The 23,147-nt window shown below is 63.3% G+C and carries 5 protein-coding genes; 4 read left to right on the forward strand and 1 reads right to left on the reverse strand.

What is annotated here, in order from left to right; all coding sequences use genetic code 11:
- Window positions 1-68: 68 nt before the first annotated feature.
- A complete protein-coding gene (locus AS9A_RS19540) occupies window positions 69-13,067 on the reverse strand; it encodes a hypothetical protein (RefSeq protein ID WP_041451233.1) in 12,999 nt (4,332 codons plus the stop codon).
- 416 nt (window positions 13,068-13,483) lie between these two features.
- Here AS9A_RS19540 and AS9A_RS19545 point away from each other — a divergent pair, with 416 nt between their 5' ends.
- From AS9A_RS19545 to AS9A_RS19560, 4 genes are all read left to right on the forward strand, one after another.
- Window positions 13,484-15,574 (forward strand): Hsp70 family protein, encoded by a 2,091-nt coding sequence (locus AS9A_RS19545; RefSeq protein WP_041451234.1) that lies wholly within the window; start codon window positions 13,484-13,486, stop codon window positions 15,572-15,574.
- A complete protein-coding gene (locus AS9A_RS19550; RefSeq protein WP_013808871.1) occupies window positions 15,571-18,153 on the forward strand; it encodes a LuxR C-terminal-related transcriptional regulator in 2,583 nt (860 codons plus the stop codon). The genes AS9A_RS19545 and AS9A_RS19550 overlap by 4 nt, the downstream gene beginning before the upstream one ends.
- A 189-nt stretch (window positions 18,154-18,342) precedes the next feature.
- Window positions 18,343-19,641 (forward strand): S1 family peptidase, encoded by a 1,299-nt coding sequence (locus AS9A_RS19555; protein WP_041451235.1) that lies wholly within the window; start codon window positions 18,343-18,345, stop codon window positions 19,639-19,641.
- Window positions 19,642-20,003: 362 nt separating this feature from the next.
- Window positions 20,004-23,024 (forward strand): heterodisulfide reductase-related iron-sulfur binding cluster, encoded by a 3,021-nt coding sequence (locus tag AS9A_RS19560; RefSeq protein ID WP_041451236.1) that lies wholly within the window; start codon window positions 20,004-20,006, stop codon window positions 23,022-23,024.
- Window positions 23,025-23,147 lie beyond the last annotated feature (123 nt).

Genomic DNA, 23,147 nt, shown 5'->3' on the forward strand with positions numbered 1-23,147 from the left:
GAGGTTAGCAATACAGCTCCAGGGGCACGCCGGCTTCGGTTCACTCAGTTGGACCGACTTTCGGATGGTCAGCCAATGAAGTCGGTGGAGTCGCCGGCCGGGGCGTCGAATGCGGACGTCAGGCCTGAATCCCACGTTTGCGAAAGGCCACTCGAAAGACCCGATGTGAGCCCACTGGTGAGCCCTGAGGCCGTTCCGCCGAGCGTCTCTGCGCCCGACGTCACGGTATCCGTGACGGGAGCCGTGTAATCCGGCAACGGAGCGATGTATTCAGTTACGGGGGCGCTGTACGTGCTGTAGTCAGTGACCGCACCCACCGTGTCCGTGACTGTGCCCGTGACACCGCCGAAGCCGTCTGTGCCGTCCGAGAACGACGTTGAACTGACCGAATCAGGTGCAGTGGTGAGTCCACCAGTGATCCCAGCGGCGCCATCCAGAGTTCCCGATACCGCTCCCGCGGCTCCGCCGAGTGCTTCGGCACCACCGCTCACAGCACCGGCTGCGCCGCCGACGGCCTCAGCCGCACCCCCGCCAGCACCAGCAATTCCCGCTGTCGCGTCCCCCAGGAACGCGGTGCTTCCGGACAGGGCTCCTGCAGCACCGCCGAGCGCATCCGCGCCACCCGCAACCGCGCCAGTCACTCCGCCGACCGCTTCGGCCGTGCCGCCCGCAGTACCAGCGAAAACGCCCGCTGCGTCACCGATAATTCCGGCCCCACCGTCGACCGCACCAGCGAATCCGCCGGCGGCGTCACCGACAGCACCTGCGGAGCCAGCCAGCGCGCCACCCGCGCCACCGAGTGCGTCCGCACCGCCCTGGAAGGCTCCGGTGAAGGCACCTGCGGTATCGCCGATCGCACCAGCTGAACCGGCGAGTGCCCCGCCGGCATCCGCGGTCCCCGCTAGCGCACCGGCGACATCCCCGACTGCTTCGGCGCCACCCGCCGCTGCACCCGCCACGTCACCGAGAGCACCTGCACTTCCAGCGAGGGCCCCTGCAGCCGCTGCGGCGGCACCGGCACCACCCGCGAGCGCGGCGCCGCCCGCACCGGCCATGTCGCCGAGCGCGCCAGCACTGCCTGCCAGTCCTCCTGCAACGTCACCGATGACACCAGCGGAGCCAGCGAGCCCTCCTGCAGCATCTGCCCCGCTTTCGAGGGCGCCAGAGAACGCAGCCGCGGCGTCACCCAGCGCTCCCGCAGAGCCCGCAAGGGCACCAGTCGCGCCACCGAACGCATCCGCGCCGCCGGCGAGAGCACCGCCGAGGGTCCCAGCCGTTTCCCCGAGTGCACCGGCCGAGCCAGCCAGCGCACCAGCTGCGCCTCCAGCGGCTCCGGCGCCACCTTCGAGGCCCGCACCTGCGGCACCAGCCACACCGCCCAACGCTGCGGCGCCGCCACCAAAGGCACCGCCTAAGGCTCCCGCGAGGCCACCGAGAGCGCCCGCTGATCCTGCTGCCGCGCCTGCCGTGCTGGCGAGGGCATCTGCGCCACCGCTGAGGGCGCCGCCGACAGATCCAGCTGCATCGCCTAGCGCACCCGCGCTGCCTGCAAGTGCTGCCGCTGTGCTGCCTGCCGCTGCGGCTCCACCCTGCAACGCTCCACTGAACGCGCCAGCGGTGTCTCCGAGCACTTCAGCGGACCCAGCGAGGGCGCCCGCAGCATCGCCCACTGCGCCGGCGCCACCTTCGAACGCACCCGTGAATGCGCCAGCCGTCTCGCCCAGAGCGCCAGCCGACCCTGCGAGAGTTCCTGCCACATCTCCAACTGCGCCAGCCGAGCCAGCCAGCGCACCGGCTGCACCGCCGAGTGCTTCAGCGCCGCCTGAGAACGCTCCTGCCGCGGCACCCGCGGCGTCACCGACCACACCGGCAGACCCCGCCAGTGCACCTGCGACGTCGCCTACCGCACCGGCCGAACCAGCGGCAGCACCAGCAACGCCACCTATCGCCTCGGCACCACCGGCCAGCGCTCCGGAGAAGGCCCCGGCTGCGTCTCCCACCGCACCGGCCGAACCAGCCAGCGCACCAGCGGCGTCACCGACCACACCGGCCGAGCCCGCGACAGCACCAGCGGCGTCCCCGACGGCTCCTGCTGATCCCGCAAGTCCGGCTCCAGCTTCGCCGAGGGCGCCGGCCCCGCCAGCGAATGCCCCGGCGGCAGATCCAGCAACGTCACCCACGGCTCCGGCAGAACCTGCTAGCGCTCCCGCGGCACCACCGACAACCTCAGCGCCACCAGCGAACGCGCCGGCAGCTCCACCTGCGACACCACCCAGGGCACCCGCTGACCCAGCGAGCGCACCAGCCGCACCACCTACAGCCTCAGCGCCACCAGCAAACGCGCCGGCAGCTCCACCTGCGACACCACCCAGGGCACCCGCTGACCCAGCGAGCGCACCAGCCGCACCACCTACAGCCTCAGCGCCACCAGCAAACGCGCCGGCAGCTCCACCTGCGACACCACCCAGGGCTTCCGCGCTGCCTGAAAGCGCACCTGCAGCACCTGCAGCCGCATCCGCTCCGCCTGCCAGCGCACCACCGAGGCCGAACGCGGTATCACCGAGTTCACCCCCAATACCAGCTCCTGCTTCTGCAGCGCCAGCGATGGCTCCGGCGGCACCTCCGAGCGCGCCCGCCGATCCCGCGAGCGCACCACCGGCCTCGCCCAGGGCGCCCGCAGAACCAGCCAGCGCACCTGCCACGTCCCCTGCGGCTCCAGCGGAACCTGCAAGGGCTCCCGCGACGTCACCGGCAGCCCCCGCGGCACCGGCAAGAGCACCACCTGCTTCACCTGCGGCGCCAGCAACACCTGCGAGGCCACCAGCAGCGTCGCCGAGTGCCGCGGCGCCGCCTTCGAAGGCGCCAGCGAACCCGCCTGCGGCCTCACCGAGAGCACCCGCAGAACCAGCCAGTCCACCGGCCACATCACCGACTGCGCCCGCCGACCCGGCCAGTCCGCCAGCCACTCCGCCGAGTGCTTCCGCACCTCCCGCGAGGGCACCAGCTCCAGCACCGGCAACGTCACCGAAAGCCGCGGCTGAGCCTGCGAGCGTTCCCGCAACGTCACCCACCGCACCGGCCGAACCGGCAAGGGCTCCTGCCGCGCCACCGAGTGCTTCCGCACCACCAGCGAAGGCGCCACCTACCGCTCCTGCAGCTTCACCAAGAGCACCAGCAGAACCAGCAAGAGTCCCAGCGACGTCACCCACAGCACCAGCAGAACCAGCGAGAGCACCAGCGACGTCACCGACTGCGCCAGCCGAGCCGGCGAGTGCCGTACCCGCATCGCCCAGCGCCTGCGCTCCGCCAGCGAAAGCGCCTGTGGCGGCACCGGCGGCCTCGCCAAGCGCACCCGCGCTCCCCGCAAGGGCACCTGCCGCGTCGCCGAACGCAGAAGCGCCACCTTCGACGGCGCCGGTCAATCCGCCCGCCGCACCCGCGAGCCCGCTGGCGCTACCCGCGAGCGCGCCTGCGACATCACCGACAGCCCCCGCCCCGCCAGTTGCAGCACCACCAACGGCTCCCGCGACATCACCCAATGCACCAGCGCTGCCTGCAAGCGCACCCGCCGCTGCGGCACCACCTGAAAGTCCCGAACCAACTGCCCCGGCGACATCTCCGGCCGCTCCTGCTGCCCCGGCGAATGCACCCGCGGCACCGGCGGCTGCATCAGCACCGCTCTCCAGTGCACCGCTGAATGCACCTGCGGCGCCGCCAAGAGCCTCCGCTCCACCAGCGAGAGCCCCGGACGCTGCACCGGCAGCTTCGCCGAGTGCACCTGCTGAACCGGCAAGGCTGCCCGCGACGTCGCCCACAGCACCCGCACCACCGGCGAGTCCCGCGGCGGCAGTGCCAGCCACGTCACCGACTGCGCCAGCAGAACCCGCTAAGGCGCCCGCGACATCGCCGGCCGCCGTAGCGCCGCCCTGCATCGCGGCACCCGCCGCTCCTGCTGCCTCACCAAGCGCCCCCGCTGAACCAGCGAGCGCTCCCGTCACTCCGCCGACAGCACCAGCGGAACCAGCCAGATCACCGGCTGCACCCGCAAGTGCCTCACCCATGCCTGTGAAGCCTCCAATTGCCTCCGCACCCCCCGCAGCGACTGCTGCCAGGCCGGCGGCAGCGGCGGCAGCGCCGCCCGCAGCGGCAGCGGCAGCCCCCGCAACGGTTCCTGCGGTTTGCCCGGCCGCGCCAGCACTGCCCGCTACCGCACCCGTGGCGTCACTAACTGCACCCGCTGAACCTGCCAGTGCTCCAGCGGCACCTCCTACAGCCTCAGCCCCACCAGCGAACGCGCCTCCGAGATTGCCTGCAACCTCACTAGCTGCGCCTGCTGTGCCAGCTAGCGCACCCGTGGCCCCAGCGGCTGCGCCTGCCGCGCCACTCACGGCTCCTGCAGCGCCACCCGCAGCACCTGCGAGCGCCTCAGCACCACCCGCAAACGCGCCGCCAAGGCTGCCCGAGGCATCACCGAGTGCAGTAGCGCCACCGGACAGGGCGCCCGCTGCCTGCGCTGCTGCACCAGCGGACCCGTCGAACGCGCCCGACAGCGTGCCACCCGCTTCACCGACTGCAGCGAACGCTCCCGTTACAGCGCCAGCGGCGGTGGCGGCTCCTTCAGCCGCACCAGCTGCCGCCCCAGCAACCCCTGCGACGGCTTCAGCTGCACCGCTGAAGCTGCCGGAGATATCACCTACGAATTCCACTGCACCAATACCTCCTGTGAGATCACCAATCACGCTGGGGTCGAGCACGTCTGAAAAGTCGGGAAGCTCACCGAGACCAGGAAGATTCCCAAGTCCCGGAAGATCACCCAGCCCCGGAAGATCACCAAGACCGGGTATCTCGCCAATGTTTGCGATGAAATCGCCGATCTGCCCGATGTTGCCGAAGTCGCCAAGAGTGGCGAGGTTTTCGATCACCGCTGTGACATTCCCGAAGTCACCGACCTGGGCTAGATCCTCGAAGAACGCGGTGAGCGATCCGATGTCACCGGCAGAAAGTCCGGAGAGCACGTCTCCGATTACTACAGACGGGTCACCGCTCACGTTGATCACGCTGTCGATTACGTCGTTTAGCACTGACGGATCACTGATATTCGCGAAGTCCTGGAGCGTCGCTCCCAGGTTGCCGACGTCGACGGTGTCGCTCAGCGCCGCGAGATTCGACAGCACATCGCCGATCTCCCCTGCATTGCCGGACAACAGGTCACCGACCTGCCCGATGTTCGTAATGTCGCCCGCGTCCACGAGGTCCGAGAGAACGTCACCTACCTGACCGATCACCGTCGGGTCGGAGATTCCTGTCAGATCACCGATCACTGAACTGATCGGGCCGAGTTGGCCGAAGTCACCGCTAAGTACGTCGCTGATCTGGTTGCCGGAAACGATGCCTGACAGCACGTCGCCGAACTGGCCAATGATCGTTGGGTCACCAATAGCGCTCAACCCGGAGAGAACATCACCGATCTCTCCGATCACCGATGGGTCAGAGATGGTCCCGACGCCGTTGAGGAAGTCACCGACCTGACCGAACACCGCGTTGCCGCTGGCGATGTCGCTGATCGTTCCAGCGATATCGTTGCCGGAAAGGATGTCACCCAGCACCGAGATGTTGTCGAACACAGCGGAGACGTCGCCGAAGTCACCGATTTGAGCCAGGTCATCGAAGAAGGCGGTGATCGAGCCAATGTCGCCAGCAGAGATCCCTGATAGCACGTCGCCTATAGCAGCTGAGGGGTCCCCGCCAGCGAGGCCATTGAACAGGTCGGACAGAACGGTGGAGTCGCTGATGTTCGCGAAATCTTGCAGGGCGCCGCCGAGGTTCCCGATGTCCACCGTGTCGCTCAGTGCGACCAGGCTCGAAAGGACATCGCCAAACTGGCCCGCGTTGCCCGACAGAACGTCACCGATGCCGGAAACATCACCCGCGTCAATTCCCGACAGGCCAGAGAGTACATCCCCGACTTGACCGATATCCGACGGGTTAAGCGCTGACAGGTCATTCAGGATGTCGGAGAACTGACCGATGTTCGTCACGTCACCGACCTCGATCAGATCTGAGAGAAGGGGCGCCAACTGGTTCTCGTTGCCCGCGTCCACGAGATCGTTCAGTACATTTCCGAACTGACCAATAAACGTGGGATCCGTGATGTTCCCAAAGCCCGAGAGCACGTCGCCTACCTGGCCCACCACTGCGGGGTTCAGCGCAGACAAATCGTTTAGAACGTCGCTGATCTGACCGATGTCCGAGAAGTCGCCGGGAAGGATCTCCGTCACTGGGTTTGCATTGCCGGATAGCACATCCCCGATGTCGCTCGAGTTGGCGAAATCGCTGAGTACTGAGAGGTTTTCGAACACCGCACCAAGTTGTCCGATGTCTCCGACCTGTGCGACATCCTGGAGAAATGCCGCGAACTGGCCAATGTCACCAGTTTGCGCGACGTCCTGCAGTACCGCACTTAGTTCACTGATGTTGAGGTTGTCGCTCAGCGCACTGAGGTCATTGAGGGACTCGCTGATCTGACCCACGTTCTCGAAGGATCCGATGCTGCTCAGCACATCCCCGATCTGGCCGATTGTGGCGTTGTCACCGACCGCAATCAGATCTGACAGCACATCGCTGACGTCGTTGGCATTGCCGAAGCTCGACAGTACGTCGTTGATCTGGCCGACCACCGTCGGGTCAGAGATATTCGCAATGCCCGACAGAACATCACCAAGCTGGTTCGCGTTTCCTGCCTCCACGAAGTTGCTGAGCACGTCTCCGATCTGTCCGATATTGCTGATGTCGTTCAGCGCAGTGATGCTTTCGAAGACCGGGCTGAGCACGTTGAGATCACCCATCTGGCCGAGGGTGTCGACGAAGGCTCCAAGCTGGCTGATGTCGCCAGTCTGGGCAATGTCCTGCAGGACCGCGCCAATCTCACCGATATTGAAGCTGTCGCCAATCGTTCCGAAATTGCTGAGTAGGTCGCCGATCTGTCCGATATTGGTGAAGTCGCCCGCACCGGCAAGATTGGAGAGCACATCACCGATCTGACCAACATTCGCGAAATCGCTCGCATCAACCAGATCCGAAAGAACGTTGCCGATCTGTGTGTTGTCGAGATTCGCGATTCCGCTCAAGATGTCACCCACTTCACCGAGGACAATGGGATCGGTGATTGTTGCAAGACCTGACAGGACATCTCCGATCTCATTGCCTGAGCCGAAACCGGAGAGAACATCACCGATCTGCCCAAGGACAGAGGGGTCGGAGACGTTCGCGATGCCGGATAGCACATCACCGAGCTGGTTTGCGTTGGCCAGCCCGCTCAAGACGTCACCGACCTCGTTCGCGTTGCCGATATTTGACAGCACGTCACTGATCTGACCGACGTTGCTGATCTCATTCAGCGCAGACAGGTTTTCGAACACCGCGCTGATGCCCGCGATGTCCCCGACTTGCCCAACATCCTGAAGGAACGGTGCGAAGTCGCCCATTTGTGCGACATTCTGCAGGGTCGCGGCGAGCGACCCAATATTCAGGTTGTCGCTGATCGCATCGAAGTTCGAGAGGATATCCCCGACCTGACCGATGTTCGCCAAACCACCAAAGTTTGACAAGACGTCGCTGATTTCACCGATACCGTTGACATCACCGAAGGATCCCAACCCACTCAGGATGTCGCCGAGCTGCCCGATCGAGTTCCCGTCACCGATGCCTGTAAGGCCAGATAGCACATCGCCCACTTCGTTGCCTGACGCCAGGCCCGAGAGGACGTCACCGACCTGACCGATCACAGTGGGGTCAGAAATGTTTGCGACACCCGATAGCACGTCGGTGATCGGCGCGACGATCGTTGGGTCCGAGATGTTTCCGAATCCGGAAAGCACGTCACTGATATCGGTGATATTCCCGAAGTCACTTAGCGTTGAAATGTTCTCCAGTACCGGATTGAGAACGTTGAGGTCACCGTTTTGGGTGATGTTCTCAAAGAACGTGCCGACCTGGCTGATATCGCCCGTGTTCGCGAAGTCCTGAAGGACGCTACCGAGTGTGGTGACGGGCGCGAAGTCCCCGACGCCGACCAGGCCGGAAAGGATCTCGCTGAACTGGCCCACATTCTCGAGGTTGCCGAACCCACTCAGCACATCGCCGATCTGCCCAACATTATCTGCGTTGGCGATGCCACTGAGGACATCTCCAATCTCGCCGATTGATACGAAATCTCCAGTCGTCAGACCGTTGAGCACGTCGCTGATGTCGTTGCCTCCGGCGAGACCTGTGAGAACATCACCGACCTGAGCGATGACAGCCGGATCCGAGATTCCCGTGAGTCCAGATAGCACATCACCGATCTGCCCGAAGTCACCGGAGAGAACGTCACCGAACTGATTGCCGTTCAGAACGTCGCTGATCTGAGCGAGAGAAATGGCCGCGACATCGCCAATCTGACCGACGCCGTTGTCGCCGTTGGCAATGCCGCCGACCACGTCCCCAATCTCGTTACCACCGGCAATTCCACTGAGGACGTCTGTAATGGCGTTCCCGTTCGCGATATCGCTGAGCTGTGCGACGTTGCTCAGCACATCACCTATCACGTTGATGTCACCGATGTCCGCGAGATCGCTGAAAAAGGCCGTGAGCTGGCCGAAGTCGCCTGTCGTGAATCCGGAGAGTACGTCTCCAATATCGCTGGATGGGTTGAGGATGTCGCTCAGCACAGACGGATCGGTGATGTTGGCGAAATCCTGCAGGGTGTTGCCGATTGCAGTGAGGTTGGCGGTGTCACCGAGGGTCGCGAGCTGCGAAAGGACATCTCCGATCTCACCGACGTTGCCGGAGAACAGATCACCATTCAGCACATCTGCGAACTGCCCGAGGTTTTCGATGTTTCCGATACCAATCAGAACATCGCCAAGCTGCCCAATCGCGGTGGGGTCCCCGATCTGGGCGAGGCCGGACAGAACGTCCCCGAACTGGTTGCCCGCGAGAAGATCGCCGAGCTGATTCCAAGATCCGAGACCAGAAAGCGCTTCGCTGAAGTCGTTGATGATCGCGGGATCAGTGATTTGGGCGAAGTTCGACAGTACGTCGCCGACCTCGCCCACGACGGTGTTGTCGGTAATATCTCCGAGCTGCGCGATGTTCGACAAGACGTCTCCCAAGGCCGCTGACGGATCACCGCTAGCGATGTTGCTCAGAACATCGCCGATAAGCGCGGCATCACTGATATTGGCGAAATCCTGCAACGCTGCACCGAGCGAACCAATCGTGGCGTTGTCACCAAATGAGCCGAGGTTCGACAGCACATCATTGAACAGGCCGAATCCGCTCAGAACGTCGCCGATCTCGCCAACGTTCGCGACGTCACCGAGGCTGACCAGGCTGTCGAAGACTTGGCCGATGGCCGTCAGATCCCCCACCTGGGCGATGTCCTGGAAGAACGCACCCACCTGGTTGAGTTCCGCGAGCCCGAGATCACCGAAATTGGAGATGTTGGAGAGCACATCGCCCGAAAGGATGTCACCAAACATTGCGGAAGGGTCGCCGATCGATGCGATGTCCTGCAGTGCGGCTCCGAGCGCACCGACGTTGAGGTTGTCGCTCACGGTCGCCAGGTTGGACAGCACATCCCCAACCTGGCCGATGCCGTTGCCGTCACCGATACCGACAAGGTCCGAAAGGATATCGCCATTGTTTCCAGAAAGGAGATCACCGATACCGCTGAGGTTTTCCATGTTGCCGAAGCCCGATAGAACGTCACCGATCTGCCCGAGAATCGTCGAGTCGGAGATGCTCGCGATGTCACCAAGGAACGTTGTGATCGGACCGAACTGAGCTGCGTTGCCCGACAAAATTTCAGCAACGTCGGAGATGACGACTGGGTTGTTTGATGCCAGGCCGGAAAGGATGTCACCGAACTGGCCGATCAGCACAGGGTCATTGAGCGCGCCCAGATTCGAGAGAATGTCACCTACCTGCGCGAAATCGCTGAAGTCGCTGAGCTGCGCAACGTTGCCGCTCAGTACGTCGCCAATCTGGGCAAGGTTCCCGCTGCCGATACCGGAAAGCACGTCACCGAACTGTGTGACACCATCGGCGTTTGCGATGTTGTTGAGGACATCCCCGCCCTGTGCGACGTTTCCGGACAGAATGTCACCGATGACGCTCAGGTTGTTGACGTCACCCAATTGCGCAAGATTCTCAAAAAGAGGTCCGACGGCAGTGAAATCACCGGCACTGATCAGGTCAGACAGCAGCGAAGTATCAGACAGGTTCGCGAAGTTCTGCAGGGCGTCACCAATCGCACCGATGCTTGCGATGTCACCAGCCGAGGCAAGATTCGAGAGGACATCGCCAACCTGGCCGATAGCTCCGACGTTGCCCGACAAGATGTCTCCCACTTGACCAATCACGGCGGGATCGCTGAACGCGGTGAAGCCAGAAAGCACATCGCCAACCTGACCGAGGACGACCGGGTCGAACTGTGCGAGATTCGACAGGACATCCCCGAACTGGTTTCCCGACAGAGCTTCACCGATCTGCGTGATCACGGTGTTGTCGGTGACCTGGGCGAAGTTGGAGAGAATGTCGCCGACCTGCCCTACTGCTGCCGCGTCGTTCAGTGCGGTGATGCCTGAAAGCACGTCACCTACCTGGTTTCCTCCCGCGATACCTGAAATCACGTCGCCAACCTCATTTCCGGAAAGAACATCACCGATTTGACCAGCGAAATCACCAAGCTGGTTGTCTGATAGGAGATTCGTGACGACGTCAGATACGTTGCCGAAGTCGCCTGCGATGCCGGTGATGTCGCCGAGCTGGTTGCCGCTCAGGAGTTCACCGACCTGGCTGATCACGGTGGGGTCACTGATCAGCGCAATGTTGGAAAGAACATCAGTGAGCTCATTGCCGCTCGCGACATTCGTAAGGATCTCGTTGATCTGATTGAGCGCGGTGACATCGCCTGCGTCGATCAAGTCACTTAAGAGAGCGATGTTCTCGAACATCGGCGAGAGCACGCTGATGTCGCTGAGCTGTGCGATGTCCTGGAAGAAGCCCGCGATCTGGCCGACATCTGTCAGGTTGCCGACGTTCGTGAAATCACCGATCTGACCGATAATCGTCGGGTCCGTGATGTTGGCGATGTTCTCTAGCGCGGAGCCGATCGCGGTGAAGTTGGCGCCGTCACCGATCTGACCGATGTTGGAGAGCACGTCCCCAATCTGGTTGATCGCTGTGACGTCTCCGGTGAGGAGTTCACCCACTCCTGATCCGTTTCCTATATTGCTGAGAACGTCACCGATGGCATTGAGGTTCTCAATGTTCCCGAAAGCCGTGAGCACATCGCCGATCTGTCCCAGGGCGCCCTCGTTGTTCAGACCGACGAGACCAGACAGCACATCACCGATCTGGCCGATGCCCGTGAAATCGTTCAGGACGTCCGTGAGCGTCGCGTTCAAGGTGTTGATGTCGCCGATGTTCGAGAGCACATCGACGAGGTCGTTGAAGGTGACGGTGGGGTCGAATACGCCTGTCAGCCCGTCGAGCACAGAGTTGAAGACGCTGAGGTCCCCGATCTGGGCGAACTGCTGAAGAACGTCGGCGACATTCGCGATATTGCTGATGTCGCCGATCTGGGAGAGACCAGACAGAATATTGCCGATCTCGCCGATCCCGCTGAGGTCACCAGCGTTGGTGAGAATGTCCCCGATCACGGAGGATGGGTCGCCGACATTGACGAGGTTCGACAGAATGTCTCCGACCTGCCCGACATTCGTCAGATCACCGAAGTTGGCGAAATTCTGGAGGACCTGTCCGATATTTGTGACGTCCCCGATGCCAGAGACGTTCGACAAGAAGTCGCCAACGTTTACCAGGTTGCTGAGAACATCCGTATCTGTGAGGTTGACGTCCTGCACGATGCCGGTGATGTTCTGCAGAAGTGACGGGTCGATCGAGCCGATCCCGGTGAGGTTCTGCAAGAAATCACCGACCTGCCCGATACCGGTCAGGTCGTTCAGGAACGCGATGTCCTGCAGGAAGTCACCGACGGGACCGATCCCTGTGACATCTCCGATATTGGCAAGACTGTTGATGATGTCGCCGATTGCGAGCGACTGATCGATAACACCGATGTTCGTGAGGTTCTGAACGAAGTTCCCGATGTCGGTGAGGTCGCCGATCGACGGTGCGCTGATGAGATCGCCGAAGACGTTGTCGCTGAGCAGATTGACGGGAAGGATTTCGGAGAGAGTGATACCGGACGTCAGGATGTCGGTGAGGATCGGGCCGGTCAGGTTACCGATATCGCCGAGGCTTATGTCACCAAGCCCAATGTCGCCCAGACTGATATCACCCAGACCGATGTCGCCGATATTCCCGATGTCTCCGATGTTCGTCACCGGACCGGTGACGTCCCCGCCCCCACCGCCGGGCGGGTTGTTGATGATGATCGTCGTATCACCACCACCGCCTCCGGGCGGGGTGGTGATGATGTTGTTGTTCGTGTTGTTGTTGACGTTGGTAACTGGCGCGGCAGTGCCCCCGCCGCCTCCGCCACCTCCACCCGGCGCACCTGGGTTGATGACTGGAGCAATAACCGGCGCGATAACGGGCGCAATCACCGGATTGAAGACGACGTTGCCGCCTCCTGCTCCGCTTCCCCCACCAGGGGAAACAATCGTCGGACCTACGATTGTCGGACCCACCGTCGTCGGACCCACGATTGTGGGGCCGGTGGTGCTCGGCCCCACAATCGTGGGAGCGCCTTTCGCCAAAGACGGATGCCCCGGGCTAACCACGTTGACCAACTTGGTTATTCCGCCTGCTACAGCTTGGGATGCGCCCGACCAGCCTGCGGGACAGAGATGTCCCGACAACGCGCTTGGCGCTCCGGCGAAGCCACCGATCCCGCAGATCAGAGGTGCGATCGCATCGATATCAGCACGACAGAACGGAGCTATCCCATGCTGCTCGAGGAAGCACGCGGGATCAGCGAGGAACTGATCCCGCGCATCCCCGTCCCGAAGGAGCCAGAGGATCAATGCGACCAGCGGATTGCCTGCGGTAAGCGACATTTCGTCGGCCCTCATTTCGTCCGTGAATGACAACAGCTCTCTGGGATTCGATTCCACATGCGATTCTTCGCCGTTCTCGCACGCGCACCAACGGGGGCGATCCCTCGATCGACTTCGCCCAATTAGGGGGTGGGAAGTTAGGGGAAGCATCCCCATTAGGGGATTTGCCCGGTACTCTTGTCGTGTCCTGGACCACACCCGTGGAGTGCGCTGTGATGGTGGACGGGAACGTTGCCACTGCGGCGTGGGGTGCGTGCTAGAACGTCGCAAAACGAGAGGTGAGCGCCTTGATTGGTCTCGGCTTGAGCATAGGAACCGCTCAGTGCACCGCCGTATCCCTCACAGGCCGAGGCTCAAATAGCACGCCGCCTGGCGCCGCGGGAGAAGATATACGCGTAAGCAATGCAGCTCGTTTCGTGAAGGCTTCAACTACTCATGACTCTGCGCTGAGTTTCTCCCCCGACGGGGCTATTTCTTTTTTTGACAAAGCGGTACAAAGGAACGCGGGCGAGCGCGCACGGGTATCTATTCGCGATTACATTGAACGCGTTGGCGACCCTGTTGACATCACTGTCTCTGGCGGAAAGAGTGTCGCCGGTTCAACTCTGGCCGCCGCCGCCACGAGCCTGCTCATTCAGGACGCAGCCGCCCCCGCAGGGGCGGCGGTGGCACTCGCCCACCCGTTTTCCTGGTCCTCTCATGCGCGTGCCGCGCTGCGTTCGGCGCTCCAGGCTACGGGCACAACTGTGCCGACTCTGATAACAGAGCCTGATGCCCTGCTCGCGTTTGCCGATGAGGAGTACGGCGCTGCTGAGGGCTACACACTTGTGATCGATCTCGGTGCGAGATACCTCGATATCAGCGCGGGCACCCAAGGCAGCCCCGCGCCGACGGTAGTGGGAACGCCGGTTCGCACGAGTGAAGTGAGTGGTGACTGGTTCGACTATCTGCTGCTCACCCACGTGCTCCCGCACCTGCTTAGCGACGAGGAGATCCGCCAGGTTTCCACTCGCGTCCCGTCTGCAGACACTGAGCTCGCGAGTCTCGCACGCCTCCGGGATCAGGTGCGGCGCGCTCGGGAGATGCTTTCCTCGCGCACCACTGCGCAGCTAGTTAGCGAGATTTCGGGGCACAAACGAGAGCTCCGTGTGGTTCGGAGTGAGTTCGAGGAACTGATCTATGGTTCGTGTGAACGTATCGCGGAGCTTGCGCACCAGGCATTGAGGGAAGCTGGTGTAACCGAATCTGACTTGACGCGAATAGTGCTCGCCGGAGGCGCAGCGTCAACACCGCTGATTACCGAGGTGCTCGCGCGAGAGTTCCGGCTCCCCATCAACCTCCCATTGGAGCCTGCACTCGCCGTAGCGACAGGCGCAGGACTTATGGCAGCCCGCGGATTTACGGCCGCCATCCCACTTGCTCCGAGCGTGAAGGCACAAGCGCGTCCAAAACCCCTTGAGAGGTCAGGCGCTCGCAAGCCAGTTCCACCGATCCTCCCCACAATTGAAAGCGCCGCATCACGGAAGAACATTGGCCGGGCAACCGCCGTGGCAGCGGCCGCCGCAGCTGTCGTCTTTCTCGCAGCGGGGTCGCTCAGCGTGGGCACGTCCTTCTTTCCTATGACGTCCTCAGCCGGCAGCGTCGTTGAGACAACTGAATCGGCTATGGCGCCGACTGTCGACGAGGTTCCCACGCGTGATCGCGCCGCCCGCGCTGTCAGCGCGTCTCCAGCGTCCGCAGGATCGTCGATCCTTGGCACCGCGCCGCGAACGACAACTCCGTCCGCGCGCGGAATACACTCCGCTGCCGGGCAAACAGCTAATTCACGGCAGTCAAGCGTCACTGAAACTCAATCCACTGCTGCGACGCCGCGCAGTGCAGAGCCCAGCCAGGCCGTCGAAGCGTCACCGGGCCCCGACGCGGCACCGGCTCCGACAACTCCGACCCAACCAGAGCAAGTGACCGGCTCAACCCCCGCGCCTGCCCCCAACTCGCCCACCACACCTCACACGCCCCCTCCACCACCCAGCGCTGGCACGCCGCCGCCCACTCAGCCGAGTCTTTCCCCACCTCCCGCTCCACCGGCACCGCCTCCCAGCAGTCCTGCGCCAATTCCTAATCCAAGCGCCCCTCTCGCTCCAGTCAACTCGGGGGTTTCTGGAGTCACCGATACTGTTGGCGGCGTTGTCGGGGGAACAACCGAGACTGTGCAGTCAGCTACAGGTGGCCTCGGTCAAACCGCTGGAGGTGTCACAGGTGGTGTTGGGCAGACCGCAGGCACAGTGATGCAAGGCGCGACCGAAGCAGTAGGTGGCGTCACCGAAACAGTCGGAGGTGCAGCCACCGGACCTGTCGGGCAGGTAACTGGAGGGGTGACAGCACCAGTAACAGGCACCGTCAGTGGACTAACTGGCACGGTCGAGGGCGCCGCTGGCGGAGTCGGCAATGCGATCAGTTCGCCGTTGAATACTGTGGGCGGGATACTCGGCGGGGTGACGGGCCGTTGACGGCATTGAAAGACATCCACCTCACGTCCACTGGAGTGCACGATAAGTTGATTTCGTCTGCGATGCACGAGTCAATCAGCGAACTCCTGGAGGCGATTCGGAAGTCGGCAAGCCGGCCCGTCCACCGCATCATCCTCGGGACTGCGGGCAGCGGGAAAACGAGTGCGTTGCGGATCGCCCGGAGCGCATTCGAGGCAACCGGAGCCCGCGTCACTACCTCTCTCGAGAACATCGGTGCAATTGATGCGGTGGCCGGGTCCGTTTTGCTCGTCGACGATGTTCATCGTTGCGGACCGACAGCACTGGCTGATCTTGAAGCGATCATGCGTCGGAGAGATACCAGCGTGCTGCTAACTGCACGCCCAAGGAGTAGCCGCCGCATCATCGAAAGGCTGCTCAGCACCTCAGGATCGAGCGCGCTCACCCTCGGTGCCATGACCTCCCCGAGGGTCGCCCAGCGCGCGAGGGAGGTTCTTGGTCACGATCTCCGCCGTGACCACATCGCAGCCATCATGGCCATCACCGGCGGACAGCCGGATGGCGTGCACGAAGTGCTCACGATGCTCCAGCACGGGCGGGCGGTCCTTCCCGACGCGGCCCGCGTGATCGACGAGGCCGGACAGGCCTGGGTATCACGGCGGTTCGCGGAGCTGCCCGCACTCGTCCAGCAAGCTGTCGCAGCCGCAGAGTTCGCGACTGCTGCGCCGATTGTGGCCGAAACGCTCGGGGTTTCGCCGGATGAGGCTGCGGAGCTCCTTGACGAAGCCCGCGATAGCGGTTTGCTACTCGATCACGACAAAGTCACTCCGCAACTGAAAGCCTGCTTCACGGACCAGCTTGGCCCTACCAAGCTTGCACAGCTACGCTCGCATGCCGCCAGCGCGCTCGCCTCGTCCCACGCGTTGACCACCGCAGCCGCGCTCACGTTCGCGCAATACCACGTCGTCAACCCCCAGGTTGCGTCCTACTTGATCCGCGCATCCGAGCGATGCTCAGACACAGACCCGAATCAGGCGGCGACATTGCTCGACGCCGCGTACGCAGCCGGAGCTTCGCTCGCCGACTTCGCGCTCCAGCGAGCGGAGGTCGCGGCGCGAACGAGCGACTACGGCGGTGCACTCCACTTCGCTGACGCCGTAACCAACCGTGCACTCAGTACTGACGGGCGCCAGTGCGCGGACCTCGCGGACGCGATCCGCATCTCAGCGACTGTCGCGACATCACGCGGAATGGTCGCACACGCCGCCGATCTGTACCGATGGCTCGGAGCTGACCGTGCAGGCGCGGACGCTCCGATCGCCGCCATCGTCCTGTACGCGGCTGGGGATGGGGAGACCGCGCGGACCGTCCTGCAGCAGGCAGCTCCGACTATCCCAACGACCTACGCTCAGGGGCTGCGACTTCTCGCTGAAGGTATCGGCGCGTCGATGAGCGGCTCGGGCAAGTCTTCGATCGCGATGCTCGCGCGCGCCGTCTCCATGCTCTCCCCACCGCCAGTGCGGCGAGCCATGCCAGACCATGCGGCGGCACTGGCAGCGACGGCGGCGCTGCATTGTGGGGACCTTGCAGCCGCCGAATCGATCCTCGCCGCGTCACTCGCAGATCACCGGCCCGAAGCGGCAGTTACCGCTCGCCTACAGCTACTCAGCGCATGGACATCCATGCTGGCGGGCGACATCCCTGCAGCAACGGCTCGGTTGCGCGCCGCCACCGCCCATCCGCTCCCGTCGGCCCGCGACAGACTGTTCGAGTACGGCTTGCGCGCGGGCCTTGCGCGCCGAGCGGACAACGCAGCCGATCTCAACACGTGCTGGACGGCCGCCCGTCCTGTCATCGCCGCGTGCTCGGCGGACCTCTTCTCTTTGCTCCCCATTGGGGAACTCTGGATCGCATCCGCACATCTTTCTCTACAGTCCGAGGTGACACACCTCATCGATCAAGCGGGAACTGTGCTGAAAGACCTGGGGTCCCCGATACTGTGGGCCGCACCGTTTCATTGGTGCGGTGTCCAGGCCGCAATCATTGGTGACAGACCGGACGATTTGGTTCCGCACGCACACCATCTCGGTGCCGCCGCGCATGCGAGCGAGTATGCCGCCGCACTTGCGACAGCCGGAAAGTCCTGGATTCGCGTTCTCGCGCGAGAGTTCAATCCAGCCGACGTAGAGGCGAGCGCACGCGGTCTCGCGGGCGCGGGCCACAGCTGGGACGGCGCCCGCCTCGCGGCGGAAGGTGGATTCCGCTCGAATGACCCCCGCGCGGCTGCTTCGCTGCTACAACTTGCGCGCACGCTGAAACTGACCGGTGCTTCGGGTGCTATGGCACCCGATCCGGCGAACGGACCAGCAGCCCCCGCGTCACGAGTTCCCGGGGGTCTCAGCGTTCGCGAAGCCGAAATCGCCAGCCTCGTAGTCCAGGGGTTCCCCTACCGAGAAATCGGCGAGCGTCTCTTCATAGCCCCGAAAACGGTAGAGCATCACGTCGCCCGGATCCGGCAGCGCATCGGAGCCCAGAGCCGCGGTGAGATGCTGTCGATGCTGCGCTCGATGGGCTTCCCTCAGATGAATCACCAGGCGTGACAGTGCCCGAAAATTAGCTCTATGTGACTGCTGTCATCCTGTCTGACAGCAGTCGGTCACAAATAGATGACTTATCGGACTCATCTCTGCCGCAGGCCCTTCGGGCTACCTAGAGTGATCCGGAGACATGGCTCGTTACACCGTGCCGCCACTCTCCGGACCGCCCAGAAAGGGATGGGTACGTCATTAATGCGTACGTCATTTGTTAGACGGACCGCTCTCGTCAGCGCAGCAGTGCTGACCGCGCTACTCCCGGGGACAGCAATCGGAGTGGCGGAACCCACCGCACCCGGGAGCACGCTGCCCCCGGAGCTTACGGCCGCGCTTGAACGCGACCTCGGGATCAGCGCCGAAGAGTTTCTGGAACGCTCTGACCTAGCCCAAAAACTGGCTGAGTTCGCGGCGGGACTGCGCGCTGAGTTTCCCGGGGAGTTCGGGGGCGCATGGATGGAAGGCAGCACACCCACAATTGCAGTCACCACAGAGTCGCTTGCGGAGCGAGTCGAAGACGAGGGCTTCGCGGCAATGAACGTGGCGCGATCTGAGTCTGAACTTCACCGCGACGCCACCGCGCTGACTGACTGGATCGATACGTTGGCGGAACCATTCCGCAGCCTGTTCCGCGGCATGATGGTTGACCTGATGCGAAACAGCGTGGTCGTCGGAGTTTCCGATACCGGAAATGGCAGTCTCACGGATCTATTCGATCTGCCTTCGCTCTTGCAGGACGTGGGGATTCTCTTCACCCCCGCAAACGACATCATCCCTGGGGAAAGCACCGAAGAAGTGCCGCTCGGCAGATCTGGGCCCGCGGCACCGCGTCACCATCAAGCCATGGGTGGCGATGCTTTTCTCGCTGGTCAGCCCGGCAACCAGCTTCGCTGCTCCCTCGGCTTCAATGGCACCGGCCCTGACAATACTGCCGTTAACATCACCGCCGGGCACTGCAACCCTGACGGCCCGGAGACCGCGCGAGTGCCCGCGACCTTCCTCGGTGGCCCACTCGATGGCCAGCAGTTCGGCAGCTTTACCGAAACCACGATGGACGGCGCGGACTACGGCATCGTCACCATTTCCGACGAGTACGCCGACCTCTTCCGTACCGCAGGAGTCCGGGGAGGCAATGACGTGCACGTGACCGGCACCGCGGATCCCGTCGTGGGCATGCCGGTGTGTAAGTCAGGACTGACAACGGGTTTCACGTGTGGGGTGGTGACATCGACGAACCTGCGAATTGATGTGGGTTCCCGCACACTCGACAACGCCTTCACGTCCGACATCTGCGCGCTGCAGGGTGACAGCGGCGGCGCAATCATCAGCGGGACGCGCGCGGTCGGGGTTTCGAGTGCGTCGGACGTCGGAGACTTCACCTCTTGCGCAGACGCGGTTCGCGAAACTGGGTTCTTCGGCGAATCGCCCCAGCTCTACGCGACACCCATCAACGATATCCTCGCAAATCTCCCAGGCGTTCACCTGAACGTATCCTGAGCTGCGCGAACTCCGCTGCGGGCCCGTCGCCATCCCTGGCAGCGGGCCCGCAGTGGGAGGTGCGCTTTACGTGTCAGTTACCGAAGTTAGGTCTGCCTGTGCGAAAGCCGAATTGCGCTGGGTAATACCGTTAGGTCAGACGAGTGTGTGCATATCCCAGGACCCCGACCCGGTGACTCAGTTTCGGGCCCGAGATACGCGTTCATTCTCGCCCGCGAAAGAAAAGCAAACCCAGGCTAAGTTACTAGCGAGTAATAAGAGGACAGTTACTGGCGGGTAATATAGGCGCGGAGGGATGCGACGGCCCCGGGCAAAGGCTGCCCAGGCCGCCATGACAGAAAGGCCACGACGACATGAGCGACGTGACTTCGGTGACGCTGACGCTCGGCACCATAGCCGCAGTTCTCAGTATCCCGTGCTGGATCATCTTCTTCTCCGGCGCGTGGCGCATGGTCCAGACAATCCGGCTGGGGCAGCCTGACGGAACACGCCTGTTCCCGATCCTGCCGCGCTTCAAGCAACTCATGGTCGAGTTCGCAGCCCATACCCGGATGAACAAGTTCCGCACCGTTGGCTGGGCGCACTGGCTTGTGATGGTGGGCTTCCTGCTCGGATCTGCGGCATGGCTCGAGGCGTACGGCGAAGCGTTCAATCCGCACTTCCACTGGCCGTTCATCGGCGACTGGGGTCCGTGGAGCTTCCTCATGGAGGTCTTGGGCATCGGCATCGTGGTCGGCATCATCGCGCTGATCATCATTCGCCAGCGCAACCACCCGCGTCGGCCTGATCGCATGTCGCGTTTCGCCGGATCGAGCTTCTGGCAGGCCTACTTCGTCGAAGCGGTCGTCCTGGTCGAGGGTCTCGGCGTCATCTTCGTCCGCGCTTCCAAGTACGCGGTGTACGGCGGCAGCAACGTCGAATACTTCTTCACACGCTGGGTCGCTGAACTGCTGCCTGCAGAGCCGCTCCTGGTCTCGATTTTCGCGGTCATCAAACTGTTCTCTGGCCTTATCTGGCTCCTTATCGTCGGTCGCTACATCACCATGGGCGTCGCATGGCACCGCTTCTCCGCGTTCTTCAACATCTACTTCAAGCGTGAAGACGATGGCGGGGTCGCCCTCGGCGCCGCAAAGCCGATGATGTCCAACGGTCAAGTCCTCGAACTCGAAGAGGCAGACCCTGAAACGGACTCGTTCGGGGCGGGCAAAGCGGAAGACTTCTCATGGAAGGCACTGCTCGACTTCACGACCTGCACCGAGTGCGGGCGCTGCCAGTCCCAGTGCCCTGCCTGGAACACGGGCAAGCCCCTCTCGCCCAAGTTGCTGATCCTGGCGCTGCGTGACCACACGTACGCCAAGGCGCCCTACTTGCTGGCGGGCGGCCGGAAGGACATGGCAGGCGAGGAAATCGGTCTCGTCGACAGCGACGGCAACCCAGACGAAGCGAAGCTAGCAAAGATTCCCGAGGACGCCCGCATCGAGGCTGGACGTCCGCTCGTAGGCGAATCCACAGGAGACCCTGCCACCGACGGGATCATCGACCCCGAGGTGCTGTGGAGCTGCACCACGTGCGGCGCGTGCGTCGAGCAGTGCCCGGTTGACATCGAGCACGTGGACCACATCATCGATATGCGCCGCTACCAGGTGCTCATCGAGTCGTCGTTCCCATCCGAACTCGCAGGCCTGTTCAAGAACCTCGAGGTCAAGGGCAACCCGTGGGGCCAGAATGCCGGTGACCGGCTGAAGTGGGCGGAAGACCTCAGTTTTGAGGTGCCCGTCTACGAAGGCGACTTCGGCGACACCGAATACCTCTTCTGGGTCGGCTGCGCAGGTGCATACGAAGACCGCGCGAAGCGGACGACCCGTGCAGTGGCTGAGCTCCTTCACATCGCCGGCGTCAACTTCATGGTGCTCGGCACCGGCGAGACATGCACGGGCGATTCAGCTCGGCGTGCCGGTAACGAACTGTTGTTCCAGACGCTGGCACAGCAGAACATCGAGACCTTCAACGACGTGTTCGAAGGCCGCGCCGAAAAGCAGCGCAAGATCGTTGTGACATGCCCTCACTGCTACAACGCCATCGGCAACGAGTACCCACAGCTCGGCGGCGACTACGAGGTCGTTCACCACACGCAGCTACTCAACAGGCTGGTACGCGACAAGCGCCTCATCCCCGTCGCGGAACCTGCCGACAACACCACCTACCACGACCCGTGCTACTTGGGCCGCCACAACAAGATCTACGAGGCGCCCCGTGAACTCGTCGCAGCGTCCGGCGCAACGCTCAACGAAATGCCACGTCACGGGGAACGCTCACTGTGCTGCGGCGCCGGCGGTGCGCGTATGTGGATGGAAGAACACCTCGGTAAGCGCGTGAACGTGGAGCGCACCGACGAAGCCCTTGCGACTGAGGCAAAGAAGATCGCGACAGGCTGCCCGTTCTGCCGCGTCATGCTGTCGGATGGCGTCACTGCACGCCAGGAATCTGGCCAGGGTGAAGGCGTCGAGGTTGTCGACGTGGCGATGATGCTCCTCGACTCCGTCAAGCGCGGGCTTCCCGACACTGTCACTGTGGGTTCCAAGCGGTCCCCCGCCAAGGTGGCAGTGGCAGCAGCGACGGCGGCGCCGAAGACCACAGCTTCGATGGTGCCAGCCGAGGCCCCCGCTGCGCCGGCTTCGGAAGAGCCCGCTAAGGCTGCACCCGCCGCGAAGAAGGCGCCGGCCAAGGGTGGACTTCAGATGAAGGGCGCCAAGAAGGCACCTGGAAAGGCCGCGCCCGCGAAGGCTGCTGCACCGGAGGCGTCCGAGGCGGAAACGCCTGCGAAGGCGCCCGCCAAGGGTGGATTGCAGATGAAGGCCAAGAAGGCACCCGGCAAGGCGGCACCCGCAAAGGCAGCTCCGGCCAAGGCGGCACCAGCCGACGCGGCGGAGGAAGCCAGCCAAGCGACACCAGCGAAGGCTCCGGCTAAGGGCGGACTGCAGATGAAGGCAGTCAAAAAGCCCGGCGCAAAGGCTCCCGCCAAGGCGGCACCAGCCAAAGAGTCATCGGCCGAGCCCGCTAGCGCAGCGCCTGAGCCCGAGGCAATCTCATCAGAAGCTCCCGCTGACGACACCGCTGATAGTGGTGCTTCGGCGCCACCGAAGCCGATCCGCACCGGTGGGCTCCAGATGAAGGCCAAGAAGGCGCCGGGTAAGGCCGCACCGGCTAAGGCCAGCCTTGCTGAACCTGCAGCGGATGAGCCTGTGCCTGCTGAGCCTGCGCCTGAGGAAGCGTCGACCACCGAGGAGAAAGCTTCGGAACCGGCGCCTTCCACCCCGCCTGCTGCGAAGCCGAGAGGCCTCGCGATGCGGCCGGGCGCCAAGAAGCCCGGTAGCAAGCAATAGGTGACCCGAAATGTGGGCCCTGGATCTTCGTCAGATCCGGGGCCCACATTGCATTGCGGTTGCCAGCGTTCACACCGCCTTCGGGCTCCGCACCACAGACATAACCCGTGCGGATGCCACAAA

This window comes from Hoyosella subflava DQS3-9A1, from assembly GCF_000214175.1.
Classification (GTDB): Bacteria; Actinomycetota; Actinomycetes; order Mycobacteriales; family Mycobacteriaceae; genus Hoyosella; species Hoyosella subflava.